The organism is Microcoleus sp. Pol12B4 (assembly GCF_036701385.1).
Classification (GTDB): domain Bacteria; phylum Cyanobacteriota; class Cyanobacteriia; order Cyanobacteriales; family Microcoleaceae; genus Microcoleus.
This window is the reverse complement of record NZ_JAUBQR010000017.1, coordinates 12,829-33,361: the sequence shown is the minus strand read 5'-3', so window position 1 is coordinate 33,361 and position 20,533 is coordinate 12,829. Positions and strand designations below refer to the sequence as shown.

Annotated in this window: 13 protein-coding genes; 4 read left to right on the top strand and 9 right to left on the bottom strand. The window is 46.7% G+C overall.

Annotated features, from left to right (window positions below):
- Positions 1-5: 5 nt before the first annotated feature.
- On the top strand, positions 6-869 hold the full coding sequence (locus tag QUA38_RS04350; protein ID WP_333159536.1) for a sulfite exporter TauE/SafE family protein: 864 nt from the start codon (positions 6-8) through the stop codon (positions 867-869).
- Between the two features lie 93 nt (positions 870-962).
- Here the strand turns inward: QUA38_RS04350 and QUA38_RS04345 are convergent, their stop codons facing one another.
- Complete coding sequence (locus tag QUA38_RS04345; RefSeq protein WP_333159534.1) at positions 963-1,763, bottom strand: hypothetical protein; 801 nt, start codon at positions 1,761-1,763, stop codon at positions 963-965.
- Positions 1,764-1,993: 230 nt separating this feature from the next.
- Between QUA38_RS04345 and QUA38_RS04340 the strand changes: the two genes are divergently transcribed.
- Positions 1,994-2,320, top strand: coding sequence for a hypothetical protein (locus QUA38_RS04340; protein ID WP_333077206.1), 327 nt, complete (start codon positions 1,994-1,996; stop codon positions 2,318-2,320).
- A gap of 59 nt (positions 2,321-2,379) precedes the next feature.
- Positions 2,380-2,919, top strand: coding sequence for a GIY-YIG nuclease family protein (locus QUA38_RS04335; protein ID WP_333159532.1), 540 nt, complete (start codon positions 2,380-2,382; stop codon positions 2,917-2,919).
- Between the two features lie 358 nt (positions 2,920-3,277).
- Here QUA38_RS04335 and QUA38_RS04330 read toward each other — a convergent pair whose 3' ends face one another.
- The 3 genes from QUA38_RS04330 to QUA38_RS04320 all read right to left on the bottom strand — a co-directional run bounded on the left by QUA38_RS04330 (position 3,278) and on the right by QUA38_RS04320 (position 14,742).
- Positions 3,278-4,600: a response regulator gene (locus QUA38_RS04330; protein ID WP_333159530.1), complete on the bottom strand. Its 1,323-nt coding sequence runs from the start codon at positions 4,598-4,600 to the stop codon at positions 3,278-3,280.
- 105 nt (positions 4,601-4,705) lie between these two features.
- Positions 4,706-8,833 (bottom strand): ATP-binding protein, encoded by a 4,128-nt coding sequence (locus QUA38_RS04325; RefSeq protein WP_333159528.1) that lies wholly within the window; start codon positions 8,831-8,833, stop codon positions 4,706-4,708.
- Between the two features lie 401 nt (positions 8,834-9,234).
- Positions 9,235-14,742 (bottom strand): PAS domain S-box protein, encoded by a 5,508-nt coding sequence (locus QUA38_RS04320; protein WP_333159526.1) that lies wholly within the window; start codon positions 14,740-14,742, stop codon positions 9,235-9,237.
- Positions 14,743-14,971: 229 nt separating this feature from the next.
- On the opposite strand from QUA38_RS04320, the gene QUA38_RS04315 reads away from it, so the two are divergent.
- Positions 14,972-18,784: a sugar-binding domain-containing protein gene (locus QUA38_RS04315; RefSeq protein WP_333159524.1), complete on the top strand. Its 3,813-nt coding sequence runs from the start codon at positions 14,972-14,974 to the stop codon at positions 18,782-18,784.
- 3 nt (positions 18,785-18,787) lie between these two features.
- On the opposite strand, the gene QUA38_RS04310 is transcribed toward QUA38_RS04315, so the two are convergent.
- The 5 genes from QUA38_RS04310 to QUA38_RS04290 all read right to left on the bottom strand — a co-directional run bounded on the left by QUA38_RS04310 (position 18,788) and on the right by QUA38_RS04290 (position 20,498).
- Positions 18,788-19,174, bottom strand: a complete 387-nt coding sequence (locus QUA38_RS04310; protein ID WP_333159522.1) for a type II toxin-antitoxin system VapC family toxin — start codon at positions 19,172-19,174, stop codon at positions 18,788-18,790.
- Positions 19,171-19,407, bottom strand: coding sequence for a type II toxin-antitoxin system Phd/YefM family antitoxin (locus QUA38_RS04305; RefSeq protein WP_172186585.1), 237 nt, complete (start codon positions 19,405-19,407; stop codon positions 19,171-19,173). The genes QUA38_RS04310 and QUA38_RS04305 overlap by 4 nt, the downstream gene beginning before the upstream one ends.
- Before the next feature lie 91 nt (positions 19,408-19,498).
- Complete coding sequence (locus QUA38_RS04300; protein ID WP_015179287.1) at positions 19,499-19,744, bottom strand: HNH endonuclease; 246 nt, start codon at positions 19,742-19,744, stop codon at positions 19,499-19,501.
- Between the two features lie 50 nt (positions 19,745-19,794).
- Complete coding sequence (locus tag QUA38_RS04295; RefSeq protein WP_333154338.1) at positions 19,795-20,262, bottom strand: KGK domain-containing protein; 468 nt, start codon at positions 20,260-20,262, stop codon at positions 19,795-19,797.
- 47 nt (positions 20,263-20,309) lie between these two features.
- Complete coding sequence (locus QUA38_RS04290; protein ID WP_333154336.1) at positions 20,310-20,498, bottom strand: hypothetical protein; 189 nt, start codon at positions 20,496-20,498, stop codon at positions 20,310-20,312.
- Between the last annotated feature and the right edge of the window lie 35 nt (positions 20,499-20,533).

Genomic DNA, 20,533 nt, shown 5'->3' with positions numbered 1-20,533 from the left:
GACTAATGACTATCACTGAATTATTGATGTTGGGTGCGGCGGGAATTTTTGCCGGAATTCTAGCTGGATTTTTGGGTATCGGCGGCGGTACGGTGCTCGTGCCTTTGTTGGTGGCTCTCAAGTACGCCCCGGTACAAGCGGTTGCTACTAGCGGTTTGTCGATCGTCATTACAGCTATTTCTGGCAGCATCCAGAATTGGCGCATGGGCTACCTTAGCTTGAGCCAAGTCGCAGGCATCGGATTTCCCGCTGTCATCACCGCACAAATCGGTGCTTATTTGGCTGGGATATTTCCGCCTTACTTACTGTTACTTACTTTTGGGTTGTTGCTGTGGTTGAATATTTATTTGATAGAAGTTCGCAAGCACCTGACAGCTAAGAAGAAAGCGGAAGCAGAACAAGGGGAAATAGGAGGAGAAGCGGGATCAGGGAAAAATGATCAATTAGCAATTGCCAATCACCAATTGCCAAATAATTCTAATATTTTATTCAATCCAACTTTTGCTAAAATTGCCACCGGCAGTGCGGCGGGTTTATTAGCGGGTTTATTTGGTGTAGGCGGCGGCGTGATTATGGTTCCCCTGCAAATTTTGCTGTTAGGAGAAAGCATTAAAACCGCTATTCAAACCAGCTTGGGCGTCATCGTCATCACGGCAATTTCGGCGACGGCGGGACACGCGGCGCGCGGGAATGTGTTGTGGGTTGTGGGGTTAATTCTGGGCGGCGGCGGTTTGTTGGGCGCGCAGGTGAGCACGCGGTTTTTGCCGAGATTGCCCGATCGTATTGTTAGTTTAGCTTTTCGATCGCTCTTGGCAATCTTATCGATTTATGTTTTCTGGCAAGCTTGGCAAAAATTTAGTAACGGGTAATTGGTAATTGGTAAGGTGCGCGGCCCGGCGCACCCTACAAAAGACTGCGGGAAGATGCCCGCGCTGCACCCTACGAAAAACGAATAAGTAAGACTAATTTGCTGATAGTTTCTTCACGGCGCGAGTCAGACGCTGCAAGTAAGGCTTGACAATTTCTTGATTTTGTCTCTGCAATTGGGAAACTTGCTGCTGCAACTGCTGAATCTCGGTTTGCAGCATCCCTGTGTCTATTGTGGGTCGATCGAGCAAGTCCTGCAATTGCTTGAGAGAACCTTGGATTGTATCGAAGTCTACTTCGTTCGATCGCTCCTGTAACTGAGCCGTAATAGTTTTAACTTCAGTTAACTTTTCGCCCATCAATAAAAATCGGACGTTGACATTTTCCCAATCATGCTCTCTGAGGGCGCTAGTTTCCAAAATGCGGAGTTTTTGCTGCAAATCGGACAGAGTGGTGTAGAGTTCCTGAGAGTCAGCCGGCAGCGCCAGGGCTTGGCGTTCGAGGGAGGCTACGGCAGCTTGTACCTCGGCGATGGCGCCGGATTCCAAGCCCTGGAGTTTCTGCCGCAAGTCGGAGACGGCGGTGTAGAGTTCCGCAGGTTCTCCAGGTAGTATCTGAACTTGCTGCGAGCGACGTTCTACTGCGGCCTGTACGTCCGTAATCGCAGAATTTGCCTTTTGTTGCATTTGTTGCTCGAAACGCTGGCGATTGGCGAGATTCAGCGAAAGTGCTGCGGTTAAGGGGGCGGCAGCGTAGACAATTTGGCCCGACAATCCTGCAGCAATCGTGCCAATAGCTGAACCAGCAACAGAGGCGTATTCTACCAATTCTAGCCAGTCCGGCTGGTTCGGGGCACTTCTGGAAGCTGGGAATGATGCTTTTTCAATCTTCTGCATAGCCTTTTAGTCGTAGTCGGATAGATGGCGATACGGACATGATAAAAGCGATCGGCAAATAAATCAGGCCTCTTTGTCAAAATTTCCTGATTGTGGTATTTTTATTGACCTCGTGCCGAATACCTTCGGCCTTCAAAACGGTCAGTGTCAGGTAAAATTCAAAATAAGTCGATCGCTCAAAACACTTAACCGATAACCATTCACCGCCGTGTGTCAGGAGTATACAGAAAATGGGTCTTAAGATTATTGAAAGCTACGATAGCAGTTTTGTCCTCGAACCCGATGCTAAAACTGCACTGTTCGGTTTGTTAACCGGTGAAAGCTTTGTCAAACAAGTAGCGCTACAATTGCAATGTTCGCGCATTGAGTTTGCCGAGTTACTTTTTCAGCCAGTCCCTTACAGCAGCGAGACGCCGAAGGGAATGCCTGCGGAATTTGAAAAGTATCACGAATCGAGCGATTTTGCGATCGTCAACGTCCCGCCTAATTTCATGTTCCAAGCCAAAATATTTAAACCCAGCCGCCTCTGTGCAATTTATCGAGTTTTCAAGAGTTAGGTAAAGGCTGGTTAATCTGTGGTTTAATCTAAAATCTAAAATCTAAAATCTAAAATCGGATGACAGAAGACATTCAATCTCTCGCCAGCTTAGAATTCATTCCATACATAGACTCCGAGGGGAAATTGCCCGATTTTGTCCAGGGAAAAATCGGCGTTTACGCGATTTTTGACAGCGAGAAAGTCCTGCAATTTGTCGGCTATTCTCGCGACATTTACCTCAGCCTCAAACAGCATTTGGTACGGCAAACCCAATATTGCTACTGGCTGAAAGTCCAAACTATTGACAAGCCCAGCCGCACTATTCTAGAAAGCATTAGAGAAAGTTGGATTGCCGAAAACGGTTCCCAACCCCAAGGTAACGGTGCCGATGCTGCCAAGTGGAACGATCCCATAGACACAAAAACTGTAATGACTGCCCAAGAAACGGCTAATTATGAAGGTATCTTCGCCGATGAAATTGCCAAAGATAAATTGTTAAAAAATGTCGCGCGGCGCGTGGAAAATGAAATTTTTGCACTGCTGAAAGCTCGCGGCGTAACTGAAGAAATCCGGTTTAATCCCAAGTTGAAAACTAGCGGATTGCTGGATTTAAAGTAAATACCGCTCACCCGGCACTTCGCCAGGGAATGAATTCCACGGGGCTTATAGCGAAAGTCCTCGCTTCCGAGGACTAATAAATTATTCAGTCCTCGAAAGCGAGGACTTTCGCTTTGAGGCTCTTGTTTCAACCCCTGACGGGCTGACGGAATATAGGTTTTACCTTAAGGGAACACCAATAGCCATTGCGGCATTGAAATTGTCTCTCAAAAAAATCAAAGTCTTGTGGGGTGTCCCGCCCGCCCTGAATATACAATTTAAATGCGCGACAGCTTAATGCCGTTTCCCTACAGATGCTCGCGTACAATCTATGTGATATATTCTCTGGGTCTGTTAAATTTTAAAAGGTTAAAATCTATTAAAATTTAACATATATCGGAATCTGCAAAATTAACTCGGTTCCTCGACCAGGAGCAGAAATACAACTGATTTGACCTCGATGTTTTTCCACTACAATATCGTGACTAATTGCCAACCCTAATCCAGTACCGCGGCCTACAGGCTTCGTAGTAAAAAATGGGTCAAATATTTGATGGCGCACTTCCTCGCTCATCCCACAACCGTTATCGGCAATGTTAATCACAACGGATTGATTGTTTGGAGTGGCTAATATTGAATCGTGATTGTGCAGCGCAGCTTCTGACTCAAAACCTACTGAAGTGCTGATCGTAATTTTTCGGGGAGAAGGTTGAGTTTCCAGGGCATCAATAGCATTACTTAGCAGGTTCATGAACACCTGATTTAACTCACTGGCGTAACAAGTGACTCTTGGCAGTTGGCTGTAGTTTTTAATGACCTCTATCTCACCAGCTTTGTTTGCTCCCTTCAAGCGATGTTGCAAAATAACTAAAGTATTGTCAATGCCTTCATGAATATCCACTGGTTTGTACTTTTGTTCGCCAAGGCGGGAGAAGTTCCGTAAAGACATGACAATTTCGCTAATCCGAGAAGCACCTTCTGTCATCGAATTCAGAAGTTTTGGATAATCCTCTGCGATGAATTCGGGTTGAATCTCGTCCAATTCCCCAATAATTTCTGCAACGGGGTGGGGGTAGTAATGTCGGTACAATTCAACGAGGCGAAGCAAATCTCGCGCATACTCCGCCGCTAGAGAAATATTGCCGTAGATAAAGCTGACGGGATTGTTGATTTCGTGAGCAATTCCTGCCGCTAGCTGACCTAAAGAAGCCATTTTTTCTTTCTGTACTAACTGAGCTTGAGTTTTCTTTAGTTCAGTTACGGTTTGTTCGAGTTCTTTGGCATAGGATTGTGTTTGTTGGAACAACTGGCGCTGCACGAGTTGATTTGAAACGCGGGCGAGAACTTCTTGTTCGTGAAACGGTTTTGTGATATAATCTATACCACCAACTTCAAATGCTTTGACTTTATCTAATACTTCATTCAAAGCACTGATAAAAATAACTGGAATATCTTTGGTTGTGGGAGAAGCTTTCAATGCTTCGCAGACTTTGTAGCCGTCCATACCGGGCATCATGATGTCGAGCAAAATCAAGTCAGGAGGAGTTAACTCGATTGACCGCAGCGCTAGTTTGCCGTCGGGTGCGGTGCGTGTTTTGTACCCTTGCTGCGAGAGTATTTGAGCTAAAAGTTGCAAATTAGCCGGAATATCATCAACAATTAAAATATTCCCTTTTAAGACGGGAGTTGGTTCGTAATTCATATTTAGTTCGGTAAAATAACCTTTATAGGTTTGTAGTGAGTACGATCGCCCGATGGGGTTTTATGAGGACGATCGTACTCACTACAAACCTATCTCATATCCTTATTATTTTGGTTCGGGATGGATGAGAGCTAGTATTTGATTGAACTGAAACTCGTTAGCCAATGTGGCTAGAGCGCTAGCTAAAGCGTCATTGCGATCGCGAATTTGCTCAATGTGGATCAGAATTAACTCTAAATCGCACTCAATTGTGGCTTTCTCTAAAGCTGCCAGCCAATCTGCGGGTAAAACTGCCAGAGTCTCTGGAGTAGGAACCTCGATTTGATTTGACTCGGGAACACTCTCCGGTTCATCGTAAATGTAACGCACTCCCAGATGTTTGTGCAGGGTGGCAAAAATTTCTGTATCTCGAAAGGGTTTGTGGATAAAGTCATCGCAATCATCTGATACAGTAACGCTTTGCGCTTCCTCGGCGTTACCGGCACTCACGGCAATTATTGCCGTAGCTTGACCTTTAACGGTGGCTTTAATGCGTTTGGTCGCTTCATGTCCATCCATCACGGGCATCCACATATCCATAAAAATTAAGTGTGGCTCAAAACTCGACCACATTTCAATAGCTTCCATGCCATTGCTGGCTTCTTCGAGTTCAAAGTTAAAGCCAGCGAGGAGTTTGATCAGCAGTTGGCGGTTATCCGATTGATCGTCCACAATCAAAATACGATAGCGTGGCTGGTTGCGTTCCATGGCTATCACTCGACGCGGTGGCTCTACGGGTTGAGTCGCCGGGGCATCAACGGCACTGACGGGGATATCAAACGCGAAGGTGGTCCCACGTCCTACTTCACTGCGTACAGTAATCACGCCGCCCATCAGCTTGACAAACTGTTGGCTGATAGCCAGCCCCAAGCCTGTTCCTTGCTGAGATTTGGTTCCTGTTTTGGTTTGCACAAAGGCTTGAAAAAGCTTATCTAACTCATCAGGAGCCATGCCGGAGCCAGTGTCTTCTATTTCAAAATGTAATTGGTAATTACTGATTGGTATTTGCTGATTTTCACTCTCCCTCACCGCACTTACTCTTACCGCAATACTTCCTTCTTTGGTAAACTTAATCGCGTTAGAAAGCAGATTAATTAAAACTTGACGCAACTTAAGTTGATCGGTTTGCACGTATTCGGGAACTTCGCTAGAGCAGTCAAATATTAACTGCAATTGTTGCTCCATTGCCTGGAGTTGAAACATCTCTTCCAGATCGTTCAACAGGCTGTTTAATTGAAAGTCTGTTGGGTTGATTGTAATGCGTCCCGCCTCTATTTTGGCTAAATCTAATATTTGATTAATTAGAGCGAGCAAGTGTTCTCCGCTGCGGTTGATAATGCGGATATTTTCCTGTTGTTCGCGAGTGAGGTTGGTAGAGCGCTGCATCAATTGGGAGAATCCCAGAATTGCGTTTAGCGGGGTGCGAAGTTCGTGGCTCATATTTGCGAGGAAAGTGCTTTTAGCAAGGTTGGCGGCTTCTGCGGCCCAGGCGGCTTGTTGAAGCTGTACTGCTTGCTTTTGAGTGGCTTCGAGCAATTGAGCTTGTTGTAAAGCGACTCCCAATTGGGTGCTAATTTGCAGCCCAATATTGATTTCTGCTTCGCGCCAAGTGCGGGGTCCAGAATTTTGATAGCTGGCGAGCAAACCCCAAAGTTGACTGCCGCAAAATATGGGGAAAATAACGTAGGCTTGAGCTTGAAATTGTTTTAACAGTTCTAGGTAACAAGGACTCAAGCCAGCGCTGTATATGTCTTCAATTATCCGGTAAGGAACGCCTCTAGCGTACATACCGCCTTGATTTTTTTGTAGATAGGTATCCAGCACTGGTGTAGCGCCGGCTTGCATAGTTTTCACGGTACAGTGAGAGTCTTCGACGAGAGTGTTTGGCACATTAAAATCGTCAGGTTGCATCAGAGATATCCAGCCGGCAGCCATTGATTCGGCAACAAATTCTCCGCTCCAATCAGGATTAAAGCGATAGATACCGACACGATCGCATTTTAGGGTTTGTCGCAGTTCCGAGGTTGTGGTTTTGAATATTGTGTCAATATCTAAGGATTGACGGATGCGATCGATCGATCGGGCGATGGCTTGTTCTCCCTGGGCGCTTTCTCGCAAAGCTGACTCGGCTTGTTTGCGATCGCTAATATCCAAGACAGTGCCGAACAAACGGATCAAGTGCCCTTTTTCATCATAAACAGGTTTCCCTCGAACTTCAATGTAACTGAGCGAGCCATCTCTTCGGATCAGCCGCAGATCAATTTCAAAGCTTTGCCCCGACATAGCTTTATCGCGTACCATTGCCAGATAGCGCGATCGATCTTCTGGATGAAAACGCTGAATTAATTGTTCGGTTGGCAGCGGTTTTTGAGTAGGGTCGAGCTCATAAATGCGATATAGTTCCTCACTCCAAGTAGTTCTTTTTGTGGCGATATCGTGTTCCCAACTGCCAATACGAGCAATTTTTTGGGCTTCCAGCAGTCGGGCTTCCGCCAACTGGCGATCGCTAATGTCGCGCGCTACCCAAACAGCGGATATATCCGACAGTGGCGAAATTTTAGCAGCAAACCAAACTTCTTGGTTATTAATCTGCAGACTGTAATCAAAACTAATAGTTTGTTGAGCTTCCAATGCCTGGGTAACTTGATCGAAATAAATCTCCTTGCTTTCCTCAGCAAAAAATTGTTCGATCATGGAGTCGATCTGATTCGTGTGATAGTTGTATTGAAAAATTCCCTTAGTGGGTATAATTTGAATGGTTGCTTCTTGCATATCAAAAATCAATACAATATCTGTAATCGAGTCAAATATTTTTATAAATTGCTCAGTAGAACTGTAAAGTTTTTGCTCGAGCAATTTGCGACCTGCAATTTCAGATTGTAATAGTTCGTTAGCAGCAGCTAAGGCGTAGCTACGTTCGGCAACTTCGGTTTCTAAAGTGCGATTGTAGTCGCTTAATATTTTTTCAGATTGTTTGCGCTGTGTGATGTTATAAAAAGCATTGATGGCATAAATAATATTTCCGCCTTCGTCGAAAATGGGTGTGGCGCGCACCTCAAAAGGAATAAATTTCCCCTCTCGATAAAGTTCTATATCTTCAAGGAATACCGTTTCGCCGCGCAGTGCTCGGAATGCGGGCAGTTCTTCAATTGGATACGGCTGGTTTTGGCGGTACATTTGATAAACTTCTACTGCTTCTTCTAAAGTCGCATCGGGGATAGTTTCTACGCCGAGCCAATGCTTGGCAGTTTCGTTGAAGTACACGACTTTACCCGAGGCATCGTGGATAGATACTCCTGCAGGTATGGCTTCGATAAATTGCTTGAGTTGGCTCTCGCTGTGCGCTAAAGCTTCATTTAAAGATTTTTGGTCTGCAAAAGCCTGTTGCAGTTGCACGACCATAAGATTGAAGGAATGGGCGAGTTCTCCGACTTCATCCAAGCGTCTAATTTCTAAAGGTTGATCCCATTCTCCTTTTGCAAGATTTTTGGCGGCGGTATTCAAGCGCATAATTGGTTTTGTCACCCAACGGGAAGTCAACAATCCGATCGCGATCGCCAGCGGCAGTGTACCGGCCAATAACCACAATGTATTGCGGGTATTTGCTTGAATCGGAGCCATGAAATCAGACTCTGGCACAACCACCACAATCAACCAATCCAAACCACGGAAATCTCGATAGGGAGTGAGGCGGACAAACTGCCTATCGCCCTTGTTAGCTAGGGTCAATTTCTCGGTTGTTTGCAGGGTGCGGAAGTTACCAAATCGGTTGGTGAGTTGTCGAGCAATATCTCGCGTTCGGGCATCCTTGCTGTTGGTGGCTAGCAATGGCGTCGGTTGCTTTTTTGCGGGCGTCACCAAAGGTGTTTCTAGTGTGGATGTGGCAATCAGATTACCCGATCGATCCATAATAAAAGTTTGTCCCGATCCAGAGAAGTGCAGCCTAGCCAGAAAGGTATTGATTGCCGACAGCCCATTATTATAGGTGAGGCGATCGCTAATTCGCTTTTCTACTTGTTCGATTAACTGATGCGCTACATCTTCGACTGATTCCTGACTACTTTTGAAAGAAAGATAGCCCACTAGCCCAACTACACTTACCGTTTGCAAAACTAACGGAACAATCAGAACCGTTCGCAGGGGAAGCTTGCTGAAAAATTTGGCGGTTAGGCGGTTGAAGTGATAAATGGGCATGGGCGTAAACCAATTGCGCTGATAATCGTATTTTAACTGCTGTAGCGTGCCTTTCCCGGCAATTGGCGCGCCCTAAAAACTGGGAAAATTGCCGCCCGGTTCAATACAGCCAACTACTAGCGAAGATTGGACGCGGATGGGAAAATTTGCTTATGTTAGTTCTGTTTCTAGCTGTTGGAAATTTGATTCATTTTTACTTACAAAAAATGTGATAAATTTTCTAATTTCTTTGTGTCTATCGGTCATCATATTTTTAATAAAAAGCCAGCGGGCGCGGGTTTATAAGATAGTAGATTATGGGCAATTATTATTGGTGAACCCGCCCATACAAGATTTAACATCATACAAATCCGAATCAAACAGAAATGATCTTATTTGTGCGTTCATCGAACCCGATCGCCTTACTGTAAATTTGTTAACTTGGCTAAAACGGCGGCGAAGAGAGCGGGTTCGATCGGCTTTGTTAAGTGTTCGTTGTAACCAGTGGCGATCGCCCGATCGCGGTCTTCTTCGCTAGCATAAGCTGTTAGCGCTACGGCCGGCAAGCGCTTGATTTGGTCGGATGCGGACGATCGCACTTTGCGGATCAGCGAGTAGCCGTCCTCAACGGGCATACCGATATCACTAACTAAAATATCCGGCGGCGACTGCTGTAAAATGTCGATCGCCTCCGCAGCCGAAGCAACCGCAGTCGCAGTCGCCCCACACTGTTGCAGCGCAACCATCAAAAGCTCGCGGTTGTCGTGTTCGTCGTCAACTACCAACACCTTTAAACCAGTCAAAATACCCGGAGGCATTGGATTGGATTTCCTTTCTCCTCTCAACTGCGGCTGCTTACTCCGAGGCTGTTTGAGTGGCAGCATTACCGTAAATGTCGCACCCTGGTCTTTACCGGGACTTTCTGCAGTCACAGTCCCCCCGTGGAGTTGCACCAAGTGCTCGACGATCGCCAATCCCAGTCCCAAACCGCTATCAGCCTTAGTTTTCGAGGCGTCTGCTTGTCGGAAGCGATCGAACACGTAGGGCAGAAACTCAGCAGAAATGCCCTTTCCGGTATCGCTGACAGTAATTTGCGCGTAATTGGGAGATGAGACATCGCTAACAGCTACCGCAGACAAGCACACTTGCACACTTCCCCCCGAAGGCGTAAACTTCACGGCGTTAGTCAGCAAATTCCACACTACTTGCTGCAACCTCTGGGCGTCGCCCCACATCAAGCCGACTGCGGGGTCAAGTTCTAACGAAACGGTGACCGACTTGGTTTCGGCTGCCAAACGAACTGAATTATGAGCCGCCTCGATCGTCCTTACCATGTAGAACCAGCCGGGTTTTAGCGCCAGCTTGCCTTGAATAATCCGGGAAACGTCGAGCAAATCTTCCACTAGCTGGATCTGCACCTTCGACTGACGCTCAATGGCTTCCAAACCCCAAGCTAATTTATCTTGGTTATAGGGGTGGGCGCGCAGGATCTGTGCCCACCCCTGAATCACATTTAAAGGCGTTCGCAATTCGTGGGAAAGAGAGTCTAGAAATTCGTCTTTCCGGCGGCTGATCGCTTCTGCTTCCGCCCGCGCGGCCTGTTCGCGCTCGAGCAACTGAGCGCGTTGGGCCTCCACTTGCTTGCGATCGCTGATGTCGGCGACGATCGACATACAGTTGATATTGCCGTTGGTGTCGCGGACTGGAGTTGCCCACAAACTGATGTCGATCGAGCTGCCGTCTTTCCTTTGGCGCTGGGTTTCCATGCCGGCGATCGCCTTTCCTGCGCGAATTCTTTTCAAATTAGCCGTGAATTCCTCCCGCTTGTCTGCCGGAACGCAGGGCACAAATTGACCTACCGCTTCTGATTCATGCCAGCCAAACATCCTCTCTGCCGCTGGGTTCCACATTTTCACAGTCCCGTCGTCGCAGTCCAAAACGGTAATTGCTAGGGGACAAGCCTGAATCAAGGCTTCTAAAGTTTGATTGATGTGCGATCGCGCGGCTTCTGCTTGTTTGCGATCGGTGATATCTACGTTCACCCCGATCATCCGCCAAGGCAAACCCCGATCGTCCTGAAACACCTTCGCCCTGCAAGCAATCCAGCCGACGGTTTTGTCCGGGCGGCAGATGCGGAACTCAATGTTTAATTCTTCCCCGGAAGCCATCGCAGCTTTTACCTGCTTTTCGGTAGCAGCGCGATCGTCTGGATGCACCATTTGGGCCCAACTTTGATAGCTGTCGATACCGCCTGCAGGCAGCCCGTACAAAGCCTCGAACTCCGGCGTACACGCGAGTTCGCCGGTTTGGACGTTCCATTCAAAAGTTCCGATTTTGCCTGCTTGCTGAGCGATTTGCAGCCGTTGTTGATAGTTTTTGAGTTCTGCTTCCACCCGCGAGATCTCGGTCAAGTCGATGAAGAATGCGACGATCGTCTCTGGTTCGCCGTTGTCCGGGCACAGAGTGGTTCCCCCCATCAGAAGCGGCACGCGGCTGCCATCTTTGCGGATGTACTCTTTCTTGAAAGGAGTTGCGACTCCCTTAGCCCGCAGTTCCCCGGCCGCCAGGGCGTCGAGGTGCAGGTATTCGGGGGGGGTCATTCTGTCCCACCGCATTTGACCGGAGAGTAAGTCTGAGCGGGTGTAGCCGACCATGTTGAGCAGCGATTGGTTGGCGTAAGCGATGCGGCCGCTAAAATCGCCGATCGCGACTCCGAAAATATTTGACTCGAACAGCCGCCGGAATATGCCTTCGCTTTGCTGTATTACTCGTTTTGCTTGTTTGCGATCGGTGATTTCGGCTACCACAGTGCTGACTCCCAGCAGTGTTCCTGATTCATCGCTCACGGGGTAAAAGCTGATTTGCCAATCGCGCAAAACTCCCGGCTGTTGCTTGGTTTCGGCTTTAACTTCCAAGTCGAGCACGGGGGTTTGCGTCGCCAGCACTTGGCGGTAAATCCGCTCTACCATATCGGCCATTTCGGGAATTACTTCTCTAACCGTGCGCCCGATGTGATCTGCGATCGATCGGCCGTTGATCGCAGCGAGGCATTCGTTCAGGCGGATGTAGCGCAAATTGGTATCGACAAAGCACAGCCCGACTGGTGTGGTTTGGTAAACTAAGTCGAGTTCTGCTAGTTGGCGGCGAATGCGTATTTCGTTTTCTCGAAGTTGGTTTTGGGCTTGTTTGCGATCTGTGATATTTAGTACGAAGAATGCTCCTTTGTCTTTGCATCCTTGGAATTTTCCGCCGCCGACTAAAACTGGGAACCGCGCGCCGTCTTTGCGGAGATATTCTTTTTCAAAAGGCGCGCAACTTCCTAATGCTTCGACTTGCGCGAGGGCGATTTGATCGAGTTCTAGATATTCCGGCGCCGTGAGTTCGAGCCAGCGGATATGTCCCGAAACTAAGTCTTCCCTCGTATATCCAATCATTTCCAGCAAGGCGTCGTTAGCCTCAGTAACTTCGCCGTTGGCATCCCAGAAACCGATGCCGATCATGTTAGATTCTACCACGCTGCGGAAGCGCATTTCGCTTTCCCGCAAAGCTAATTCTGTTTGTTTTGCTGCGGTAATATCTGTGATAATTAGGCCGACTCCGATTATTTCTCCCTTTTCATTTTTCACTGGGTAGTAGTTGGCTAGCCAGTAACCGAAATATCCCGGTTTCCCATGAGGTTCGCCGCTCATTTCTAAGTTTAAAACAGGCTGACCGGTTTCTAAAACTTGCTGAATTATCGGCGCAAATTTGGCTGCATGTTCTGGCAACAATTGGCGGAAGTCTTGGCCGAGATGCTGTTCTATCGGCAAACCGTTGAGTTCTGCTAATACTTGATTGATACGGATGAAGCGCATTTCGCGATCCATAAAGCAAATCGCTAGGGGAGATGCTTCTAACAGCGCGTCAATTAAGGCAAAGGATTGCGATGTTTGAGATAGTGCTTGTTGCGCTTCAGTGTAAAGTCTGGCGTTGTCGAGGGCGATCGCCACGCGATATGCTAAATCTTCTAGCATTGCCAAGTCTTCTGCACTGTAGCGACGGCCAAACTTTGACGTAAAGCAAGTAATGGAACCCATTACCCGCCCGCGGGCTTTCAGCGGTACGCAAGCGTGAGATCCGATATTGAGCGATCGCAATATTTCCATTTCTGCGGCATTTTCCGCTCCTGCTGCTAGAATCTCCTCATCCACTTCGGTAATTAGTTTGGATTTCCCGCTGCGGATTACCAGCGGATAGCCGTTAACAGCATTGTCGGCGCTCAAACTTCGGATTCTCAAGTTATTCAGACTATCAACTATAGAGGCTTCTGCGTGAGCCGCAGCGACTCGACGCACGTTTGAGTCGGTTTCGGTCAAATGAATGCAGCACCCGTCGGCGATCGAATTTATTGCTAATTCTGCTACCTTTTGCAGCACCGTTTCCCCGTCAAAAGCATCAGCCAGCATTTTGCTGACTTCTGCTAAAAATGCCGAGCGCTGCTGTTCTATTTCCGCTTTTTCCCTCGCTGTTTGCTCGATTGTTAACTGGAATCTTTGAGTTTCCGCAATTTTGATTTCTGTAATATCGCGGGCGACAATTAAGGCAGATTCTGGTACGCCATTTTTGTCCAACTCGGGAACTACGCGGGATTGATAATTTCGGATGCCGTTGATTGAGAAAGCCTGAAATTCGACAATTTCTTCTCGACCCGTTTCTAACACTTTGTGCAGGGTTTCATCCCACATTTGGCACAGATCCGGCGGCATTCCTATTTCTTGACTGGTTTTACCCAAAAAGAATGAAAGCGGTTTTCCTTGGCTTCTTTCCACTGCTTTATTGACATACATATAACGCAGTTTTTTGTCCGTGCGGATAATGATGTCTGGCGTATTTTCTAGCAGCGTTCTCAGTTGCTGTTCGCTGCTTGCTAAAGCTGCTTGCGCTTGTTGTCTTTCCGTGACATCTCTCACCGTGCCCACGTGTCCGATGAGTTCGCCGGAGTCCGAGAACATCGGCGAGGAACAAACGTTAATCCAGCGCACAATTCCTTCTGGTCTTTGCAGGCGATACTCGATCGCATATTCCCCACCTTGCCGAGTATAATCTAACCATCGGGCCAATACGCGATCGCTGTCTTCCGGGTGAATGCAATTCTCCCAACCGTCTCCTAAAAGTTCTGTCAAACTCAAGCCGCAAATAGCCTGACAGCGAGGGTTTGCATAGGTGTAGCGCCCCTCAAAATCTGCCATAAAAATGCCGACTGGCGAACACAAACTTAAACAGCGAAATCGTTCTTCTTGAGCCTGCAGCGCTTCTTTAGCTACTGTTAGTTCTGCTGTGCGTTCTTTAACACGACTTTCTAGCTTAGTGTAGGATAAAGCCAGGGCTCTTTCTGCTTCTTTGCGGTCAGTAATATCGATCCCTGTTCCTATCACATATTCTACCAAACCCTCGCCATCTGTCGTCACAGTATTAGACCAAGAGATTAAGCGCTTCTCGCCATTTTTAGCGCGCCAATAGTTTTGATATTCGCTGTTATAATTTTCGACTTTTAGCTTGGTAAAAACAGTTTTAACTGGATCTATTTCTTCGGGAATTAAGAACAAATCCCATACATATTTATTGATTACTTCTGCTGTCGAGTAGCCTGTAGTTTTTTCGCAAGCTTGGTTAAAGCGGACAATCCGTCCTTGGCTGTCGAGAACTACAATTAAGCAAGCCGTCGTGTCAATTACTTTGGAAATAATATTACGTTCTATTTCTAGTTCTTGTGCTGCGGACTTTAAGCCAGCATACCAAGCGCTAACCATTGCAGCCGCCAAAAGTAAGATTGCAGGAGCTGCCTGGAAGGAAAACAGTAACAGAGTTGTCAGCAGTAAAGCCGTGCCGGCACTAAATGTAGCAATACTGTAAGATTTAATGGGTAAGGGCAAAACCTCAAACTGGCTCATTTTTGTTGACCTGTAGCGATGGCGCGATCGCACTATTGCTTATGTCGATGAAACAACCTTGTTAAAACTCAGTTAAAACTAAGCATTTATTTTTTCTATACAAAACCACATTTGTCGGTCCTGTGCCATCTTCCCACAGACAGATTGGCTGCGGGATTGGTGCTGAATCAACTGCTATCATAGATCCAGGGACAAATTAGATTATCTAATTTCTGGGAGCAATAAGCGAGTGAATCACAAGCTGGCAAAAATTATCGGATTATTTTTCGCAGCCGCCACCCTCTTTGGATTCGTCGGTTACGCGCTTCAAAATCCCAACTTCGCCAGCAGCTCACCGATGTCGATCGGCTTCCCAAATCTTACCATCGCGGCCGCTGGGGCGATCGACAACAAACGATCCCAAATTTATCTCAACGGAACTTGGCAATTTGTCCCCGCAGTTGGCAACCCCAAAAACCCCCCCGTCTCTCCAAGTTGGGGTTCCATCCAAGTACCCGGAGATTGGCAAAAAGAAAACAACCAATCCGTACCAGGAATCATCACTCGCGGCAACGGCAAAGATTGGGAAAACTTCAACAGCAAACAACTTTCAAAAGCTTGGTATCAGAGAAATATAGACATTCCCGGTGACTGGACAAACCGCAGAATCTTTCTCGACTTAGCCAGAGTCAGCACCGATGCAGTCATCTTTGTCAACGGCATTAACTGCGGTGAAATCCCCTGGCCCTACGGCAGTATTGAAATTACCAAAGTAGCAAAACCAGGTCAAAACACCCTATCTATTTTAGTGGTGGCAGTATCCGATGAAAAGGAAAAAGCCGTCATCATGGGTCCCACAGAAATCTACACAGAAAAATTTAACTTGCAATCGCGGGGAATCATCGGCGAGGTACGCCTTCTGAGCCTTCCCCCAGGTCCGCTAATTAGCGACGTATTCGTCCAAACTTCCACCCGAAAAAAGCAAGTTAAATTAGATGTAGAACTCAAAGACGTTGCCCAAAACGGTCAAGTTGAATTAATCGCGCAAATGCTCGACGAAAAAGGCAAAGTACAACAAAAATTCACCGCAAATGCCAAGGTTCAATCTAAACCGATTCAAACCGTACAAGTTCAGTGGAATTGGCCAAATCCCCGTCTTTGGGATGTGGGGCAACCAAACCTTTACACCCTGCAATTAGAAGTAAAAGGCAGCGGCATAGACACGCAATACCACCAACCTTTTGGCTTCCGCGAATTTTGGATAGAAGGGCGCAAATTTTTCTTAAACGGAACCGAATTTCGGCTGCGACCAAACTTGCACTCCGAGTCTTGGCAAGGCGGGACAGTAGAAGTTGCTGATAGCCTAATTGATGGCTACGTAAAAGCTGGTTTTAACATAACAGAAATGTGGCCTTGGAATCACGACGAACGCGGTAGATGGCACTTCCGAGAGTTATTTTCTGAAAGAGCAGACCTCAAAGGTTTTCCCATTATGGCTCCCGCTTTAGATATTAGTCCTATCGCTTGGAACGGCAAGTGGAAAAACCCTTACTGGAACGACCGCTGGAAAGCCCGAATGGTGACTGAAATGCGTCGCTACCGTAATCATCCCTCAGTATTAATGTGGGCGACAAGTCCTAATTTTTTCGGCAACGCTGACGACCAAAATCCGCGCCGCATCGGCAAAAGAAAAGTAGAAGGAACTCTCAGTCCCTCCGAAAAAGAGCGTTTGCGGGTCAACACTCCCCTAGGAAATGACGCTATAGCTGCGATTAAATCGGCAGACCCAACTAGACCTGTGATGGTACACCAAGGCGCCAACTTCGGTGATGTTTATGCGCTCAATTCTTATTTAAATATGATTCCCTTGCAAGAACGGGAAGAGTGGATTTCTGAGTGGAGCAAAACCGGGGAAATGCCCTACATGGCAGTCGAGTTTGGGACTCCTCTGCACGCAACGATGATGCGGAACCGCAAAGGTTTTGGTCAGGTGATTCTGAGCGAACCTTGGATGACTGAGTTTACGGCAATTTATTTGGGCAAGCAGGCTTACGAGTTGGAAACGGTTGCTTATAAATCTAAAATTCGCGAGCAATTTGTCAAGGGTCAGGAGTATCAAAGCTGGCATTTAAAAAAAGAGTTAGATTTTGCACCCGCTTTTCAAAAGTTGCAGCAGTTATTCAGTACAAATACTTGGCGGAGTTGGCGGACTTTTGGAATGTCTGGGGGGATGATTCCTTGGAATGACGGACATGGTTGGGAAGTTTCCGAAGCTGGTCGAAAAAAGGTGGAGATTGGGGCATTTCTACCGGGTCGCCGGGGAGTTTATTTGAAGCAAATCTCGAATAATCTTCTGAATTATTTGCAGCCGGAAGCTTACACTGTTCATCCAGGGGGCGAGGCAATTATGAAGAATAATAGCTCGACTTTGGCTTGGATTGCTGGTGCTAGCCCGGCTTTTACCGCGAAAGATCGCAATTTGTTTGTAGGCGGAAAACTGGCAAAGCAAGTAGTGTTAATTAACGATACGCGGGCGGCGCAAGAATTTTCGTTTAAGTGGCAGGTTTGGGTAGGGGGAAAAGAAGTAAAAAAAGGCGATAACAAAGGGATAATTGCTCCGGCAGGCACGCTATTTTTCCCAATAGGCGTAAATTTGTCAAATACCATTTCTAGCAAGGCTGACGGCGAAATTCGCTTGACGGCACGGGTGGGCGAGCGATCGCATTCTGATACATTTGCTTTCCGCGTTTTTCCCAAACAATCAAATATCAAAGATTCGGTGACAATTTTCGATCCGGTGGGCAAAACATCGGCAATGTTAAAACAATTAGGTCATCAGCTTGTACCGTGGAATGGTTCGCAAGTTTCCTCGTTATTAATTGTCGGTAGAGAAGCGTTTTCTAGCGGGAAAAATTTGCCGGGAAGTGTAGAAAGTTTTGTACGAAACGGCGGCCAAGTAATTGTGTTTCCTCAGCGCAGGGAATGGCTGGAAAATATGGGTTTCCGGGTTGCTGCCCACGTCAGCCGCCGCGCTTATCCAGTTGACAGCAACCATCCGGCAATTAGCGGTTTAGACAGTGAAGATTTGCGGGATTGGGTGGGGGAAAGCACGCTGCTTGAAGCTTATCCAGATACGATCCAAACTGGCCCTAATTTGAGTCCGGCAAATAAACCTTGGTACGGCTGGCATTGGGGAAATCGTGGCGGTGTAAGTAGCGCTTCAATTGAGAAGCCGCACCGCAGCGGTTGGCGCCCAATTTTGGAATCCGAGTTTGATTTAGCTTATTCGCCGCTGATGGAATTGGATTACGGGAAAGGGCGACTGATTTTAAACGAGTTGGATTTGGAAGACCATTATTCTGTAGATGCTGGCGCGGCGCAGTTAGTGCAACAAATTGTGAGTTACGGCATGAATTATCCGGTACTTGGAAAGCCGGATAAAGTGGTTTTAATAGGGGGAGATGAAGATGTCCAAAAGTTGGACAGTTTGGGGGTAATTTATCAGCGCGCTACTTCGCTTTCTAATGATTTTGGTTTGGCCATTGTGGGGAGAGAAGCGAATCTGAAAGATGCAGAGTTGCGCGGTTATTTGAATGCTGGCGGGAAGGTGTTTTTCTTGCCGCGTCAAGTGCCTGTGGCGGGTTTGGGTGTGGGTTTGCAGCAAGCGCAGGATTTTGGGGGTTCGCTGGCGGTTCCGAGTTGGGATGAGGTGAAGGGGGTTAGTGCTTCAGATTTGCGATCGCGCTCTTTTTATGATACTTGGCTGATTAAGTCTGGGGGAGAAATCGGTGCTGACGGTTTGTTAAGTCGGGTAAAAGTTGGCAAGGGTGTGGCGATTTTCTCTCAGATTGAACCTGACAGTTTGAATGCTGATACTAAGACTTATTTGCGTTTTACTCGCTGGCGGCAAACCAGGGCAAATGCTCAGATTTTGGGTAATTTAGGGGCGAGTTTTAAGGCGGATGGATCTGTGTTTAATGGTTCGAGTCGGGAGTTTTATCACTGGGATTACAGAACGGATTTTGAGTATGGGGACGATCCTTATCGGTATTATCGATGGTAGGTGTTACCACTCTATTTTTACCGGATAGTTGGCTAGTATCGAATCGCCACTCACCAGCACAGCGTTTTCTACAATCGCTTGAGAAATCAACAGGCGATCGAACGAATCTTTGTGATGGTTGGGTAGGCTATCCAAGGTGAAAAGATGAGTTAAATTAATAGATAACACTTCTATATTATTAGTCTGTTGCTGACTTTCTATAAGTTCTGGTAAAGGCAGATTGAGACTCAGCTTCCCCAGTTGGAGCTTGATTTGCATTTCCCAAATGCTGCCAATGCTTAAAAGCAAAATATTTTCTTGGTTTTGGCACAATGCCAAAGCCTTTGGTGAAAGCTTTTGGGGGGAACTATCCCACCAAATAAATGTATGAGTATCCAGCAGTAATTTCATAGATTCCCTGTCCAAAATTCGTCTGGTAACGGTTCATCAAAATCATTACTTGTCCAGATTGCTCCTGCGTGCAATCCTGCTGTACGCTGCTTAGTTGGGGATGCGATCGGCGCTAAACGGACAAGGGGAATGCCACCTTCTGTGAGAACAACCTCTATGCCTTTAAGTGCTAGAGATAATAACTCTTTCAAATTTGTCTGTGCTTCTTGCACGTCTACTGTTTTTGTCAGCATTGCAGTTATCCAAGCTAGGGATTAAAAGTGCGATCGAACATAGGTTAGCAATTTCAATCTTAAATTGCTGATTTTATTATACTGTTAAATATCAAAGGTCAAAGTGACGGCGGAAGCGCGGGTCTAGTTTGTCGGTTTTCTTTTGGTTGCAGGTGCCGCAGAGGGTTTGCAAGTTGCTGATGTCGTTGCTGCCGCCGCGCGCTAGGGGGATGATATGATCGATCGTCAGTTGGGTTTCTAGCTTGGTTTGGCCGCAGCTTTGGCACTGGTATTTATTGCGAGTAAATACATATTTTCTGACTTCTGGGGGAATGGGGATTCTAGGGGTTTTAGACATAATGATTTTTAACCGCAGATGAACGCGAATGAACGCGGATGTTTGATGGATTAGCTGGGTGAGTTTTCTTGATTGAGAAGTTGGCGGCGCAAATCATCGAGGGGGGATTCTGGTTGGCTAGCTTCTGACTCGTTGTTTTCTGGTGTTTCTTCAACTTCTGGTTCATCTGGGCAAAATTCTATAGTGACATTGAGTTTGAGCTTCATCTTTCCTTTCTTCCAGCCCTGAGCACCCACTCTGAGAATTTCACAATCTATACCTTCACCAAACCATTTCTCATAAGCAGTACGTAGTTGGTTAGTAGTTAAACCTATATCAATATTTAGATTCTGTTGCCTTAACGTCTCACTAAGTCTCTCTCCTAACACATATTCAGGCAAAGCTCGATTTACTGTTTCCTTGAGTTGTTCTACTTTAAGCATTGCCTTACCGAAAGATAAAGCATCCTCATTACCGCAGTTGTGAAAATCAAATTTATCTTCCATATTGATATCTAACCTAATAGGTTTTTTAGCCATGAATTTTAACCGCAGATGAACGCGAATGAACGCGGATGTTTGATGGCTCAGTCTGCAAATATTTCGTCATAAATGTCATTTTCCGCACTCAGCCAATCCTGATAAGCTTGGGATGCAAGCAGCGGTGGAACAGATTCTTTCCCTTTTGTCAAGAACACGGCTAGGTTGAGAAGTGTTGCTAACTTATCCTCGGAAAGTTGCTCGATTATTGTTAGAAGTTTTTGGCGAATGTTCATAGAATTAAACTCGCTCTTTGTTGGCTATTATATCA

Coding starts and splice junctions, on each gene's coding strand:
- QUA38_RS04310 (WP_333159522.1), bottom strand. CDS start 19,174: ATGAAATTACTGCTGGATACTCATACATTTATTTGGTGGGATAGTTCC.
- QUA38_RS04345 (WP_333159534.1), bottom strand. CDS start 1,763: ATGCAGAAGATTGAAAAAGCATCATTCCCAGCTTCCAGAAGTGCCCCG.
- QUA38_RS04340 (WP_333077206.1), top strand. CDS start 1,994: ATGGGTCTTAAGATTATTGAAAGCTACGATAGCAGTTTTGTCCTCGAA.
- QUA38_RS04300 (WP_015179287.1), bottom strand. CDS start 19,744: ATGTCTAAAACCCCTAGAATCCCCATTCCCCCAGAAGTCAGAAAATAT.
- QUA38_RS04305 (WP_172186585.1), bottom strand. CDS start 19,407: ATGCTGACAAAAACAGTAGACGTGCAAGAAGCACAGACAAATTTGAAA.
- QUA38_RS04325 (WP_333159528.1), bottom strand. CDS start 8,833: ATGCCCATTTATCACTTCAACCGCCTAACCGCCAAATTTTTCAGCAAG.
- QUA38_RS04320 (WP_333159526.1), bottom strand. CDS start 14,742: ATGAGCCAGTTTGAGGTTTTGCCCTTACCCATTAAATCTTACAGTATT.
- QUA38_RS04290 (WP_333154336.1), bottom strand. CDS start 20,498: ATGAACATTCGCCAAAAACTTCTAACAATAATCGAGCAACTTTCCGAG.
- QUA38_RS04330 (WP_333159530.1), bottom strand. CDS start 4,600: ATGAATTACGAACCAACTCCCGTCTTAAAAGGGAATATTTTAATTGTT.
- QUA38_RS04350 (WP_333159536.1), top strand. CDS start 6: ATGACTATCACTGAATTATTGATGTTGGGTGCGGCGGGAATTTTTGCC.
- QUA38_RS04335 (WP_333159532.1), top strand. CDS start 2,380: ATGACAGAAGACATTCAATCTCTCGCCAGCTTAGAATTCATTCCATAC.
- QUA38_RS04295 (WP_333154338.1), bottom strand. CDS start 20,262: ATGGCTAAAAAACCTATTAGGTTAGATATCAATATGGAAGATAAATTT.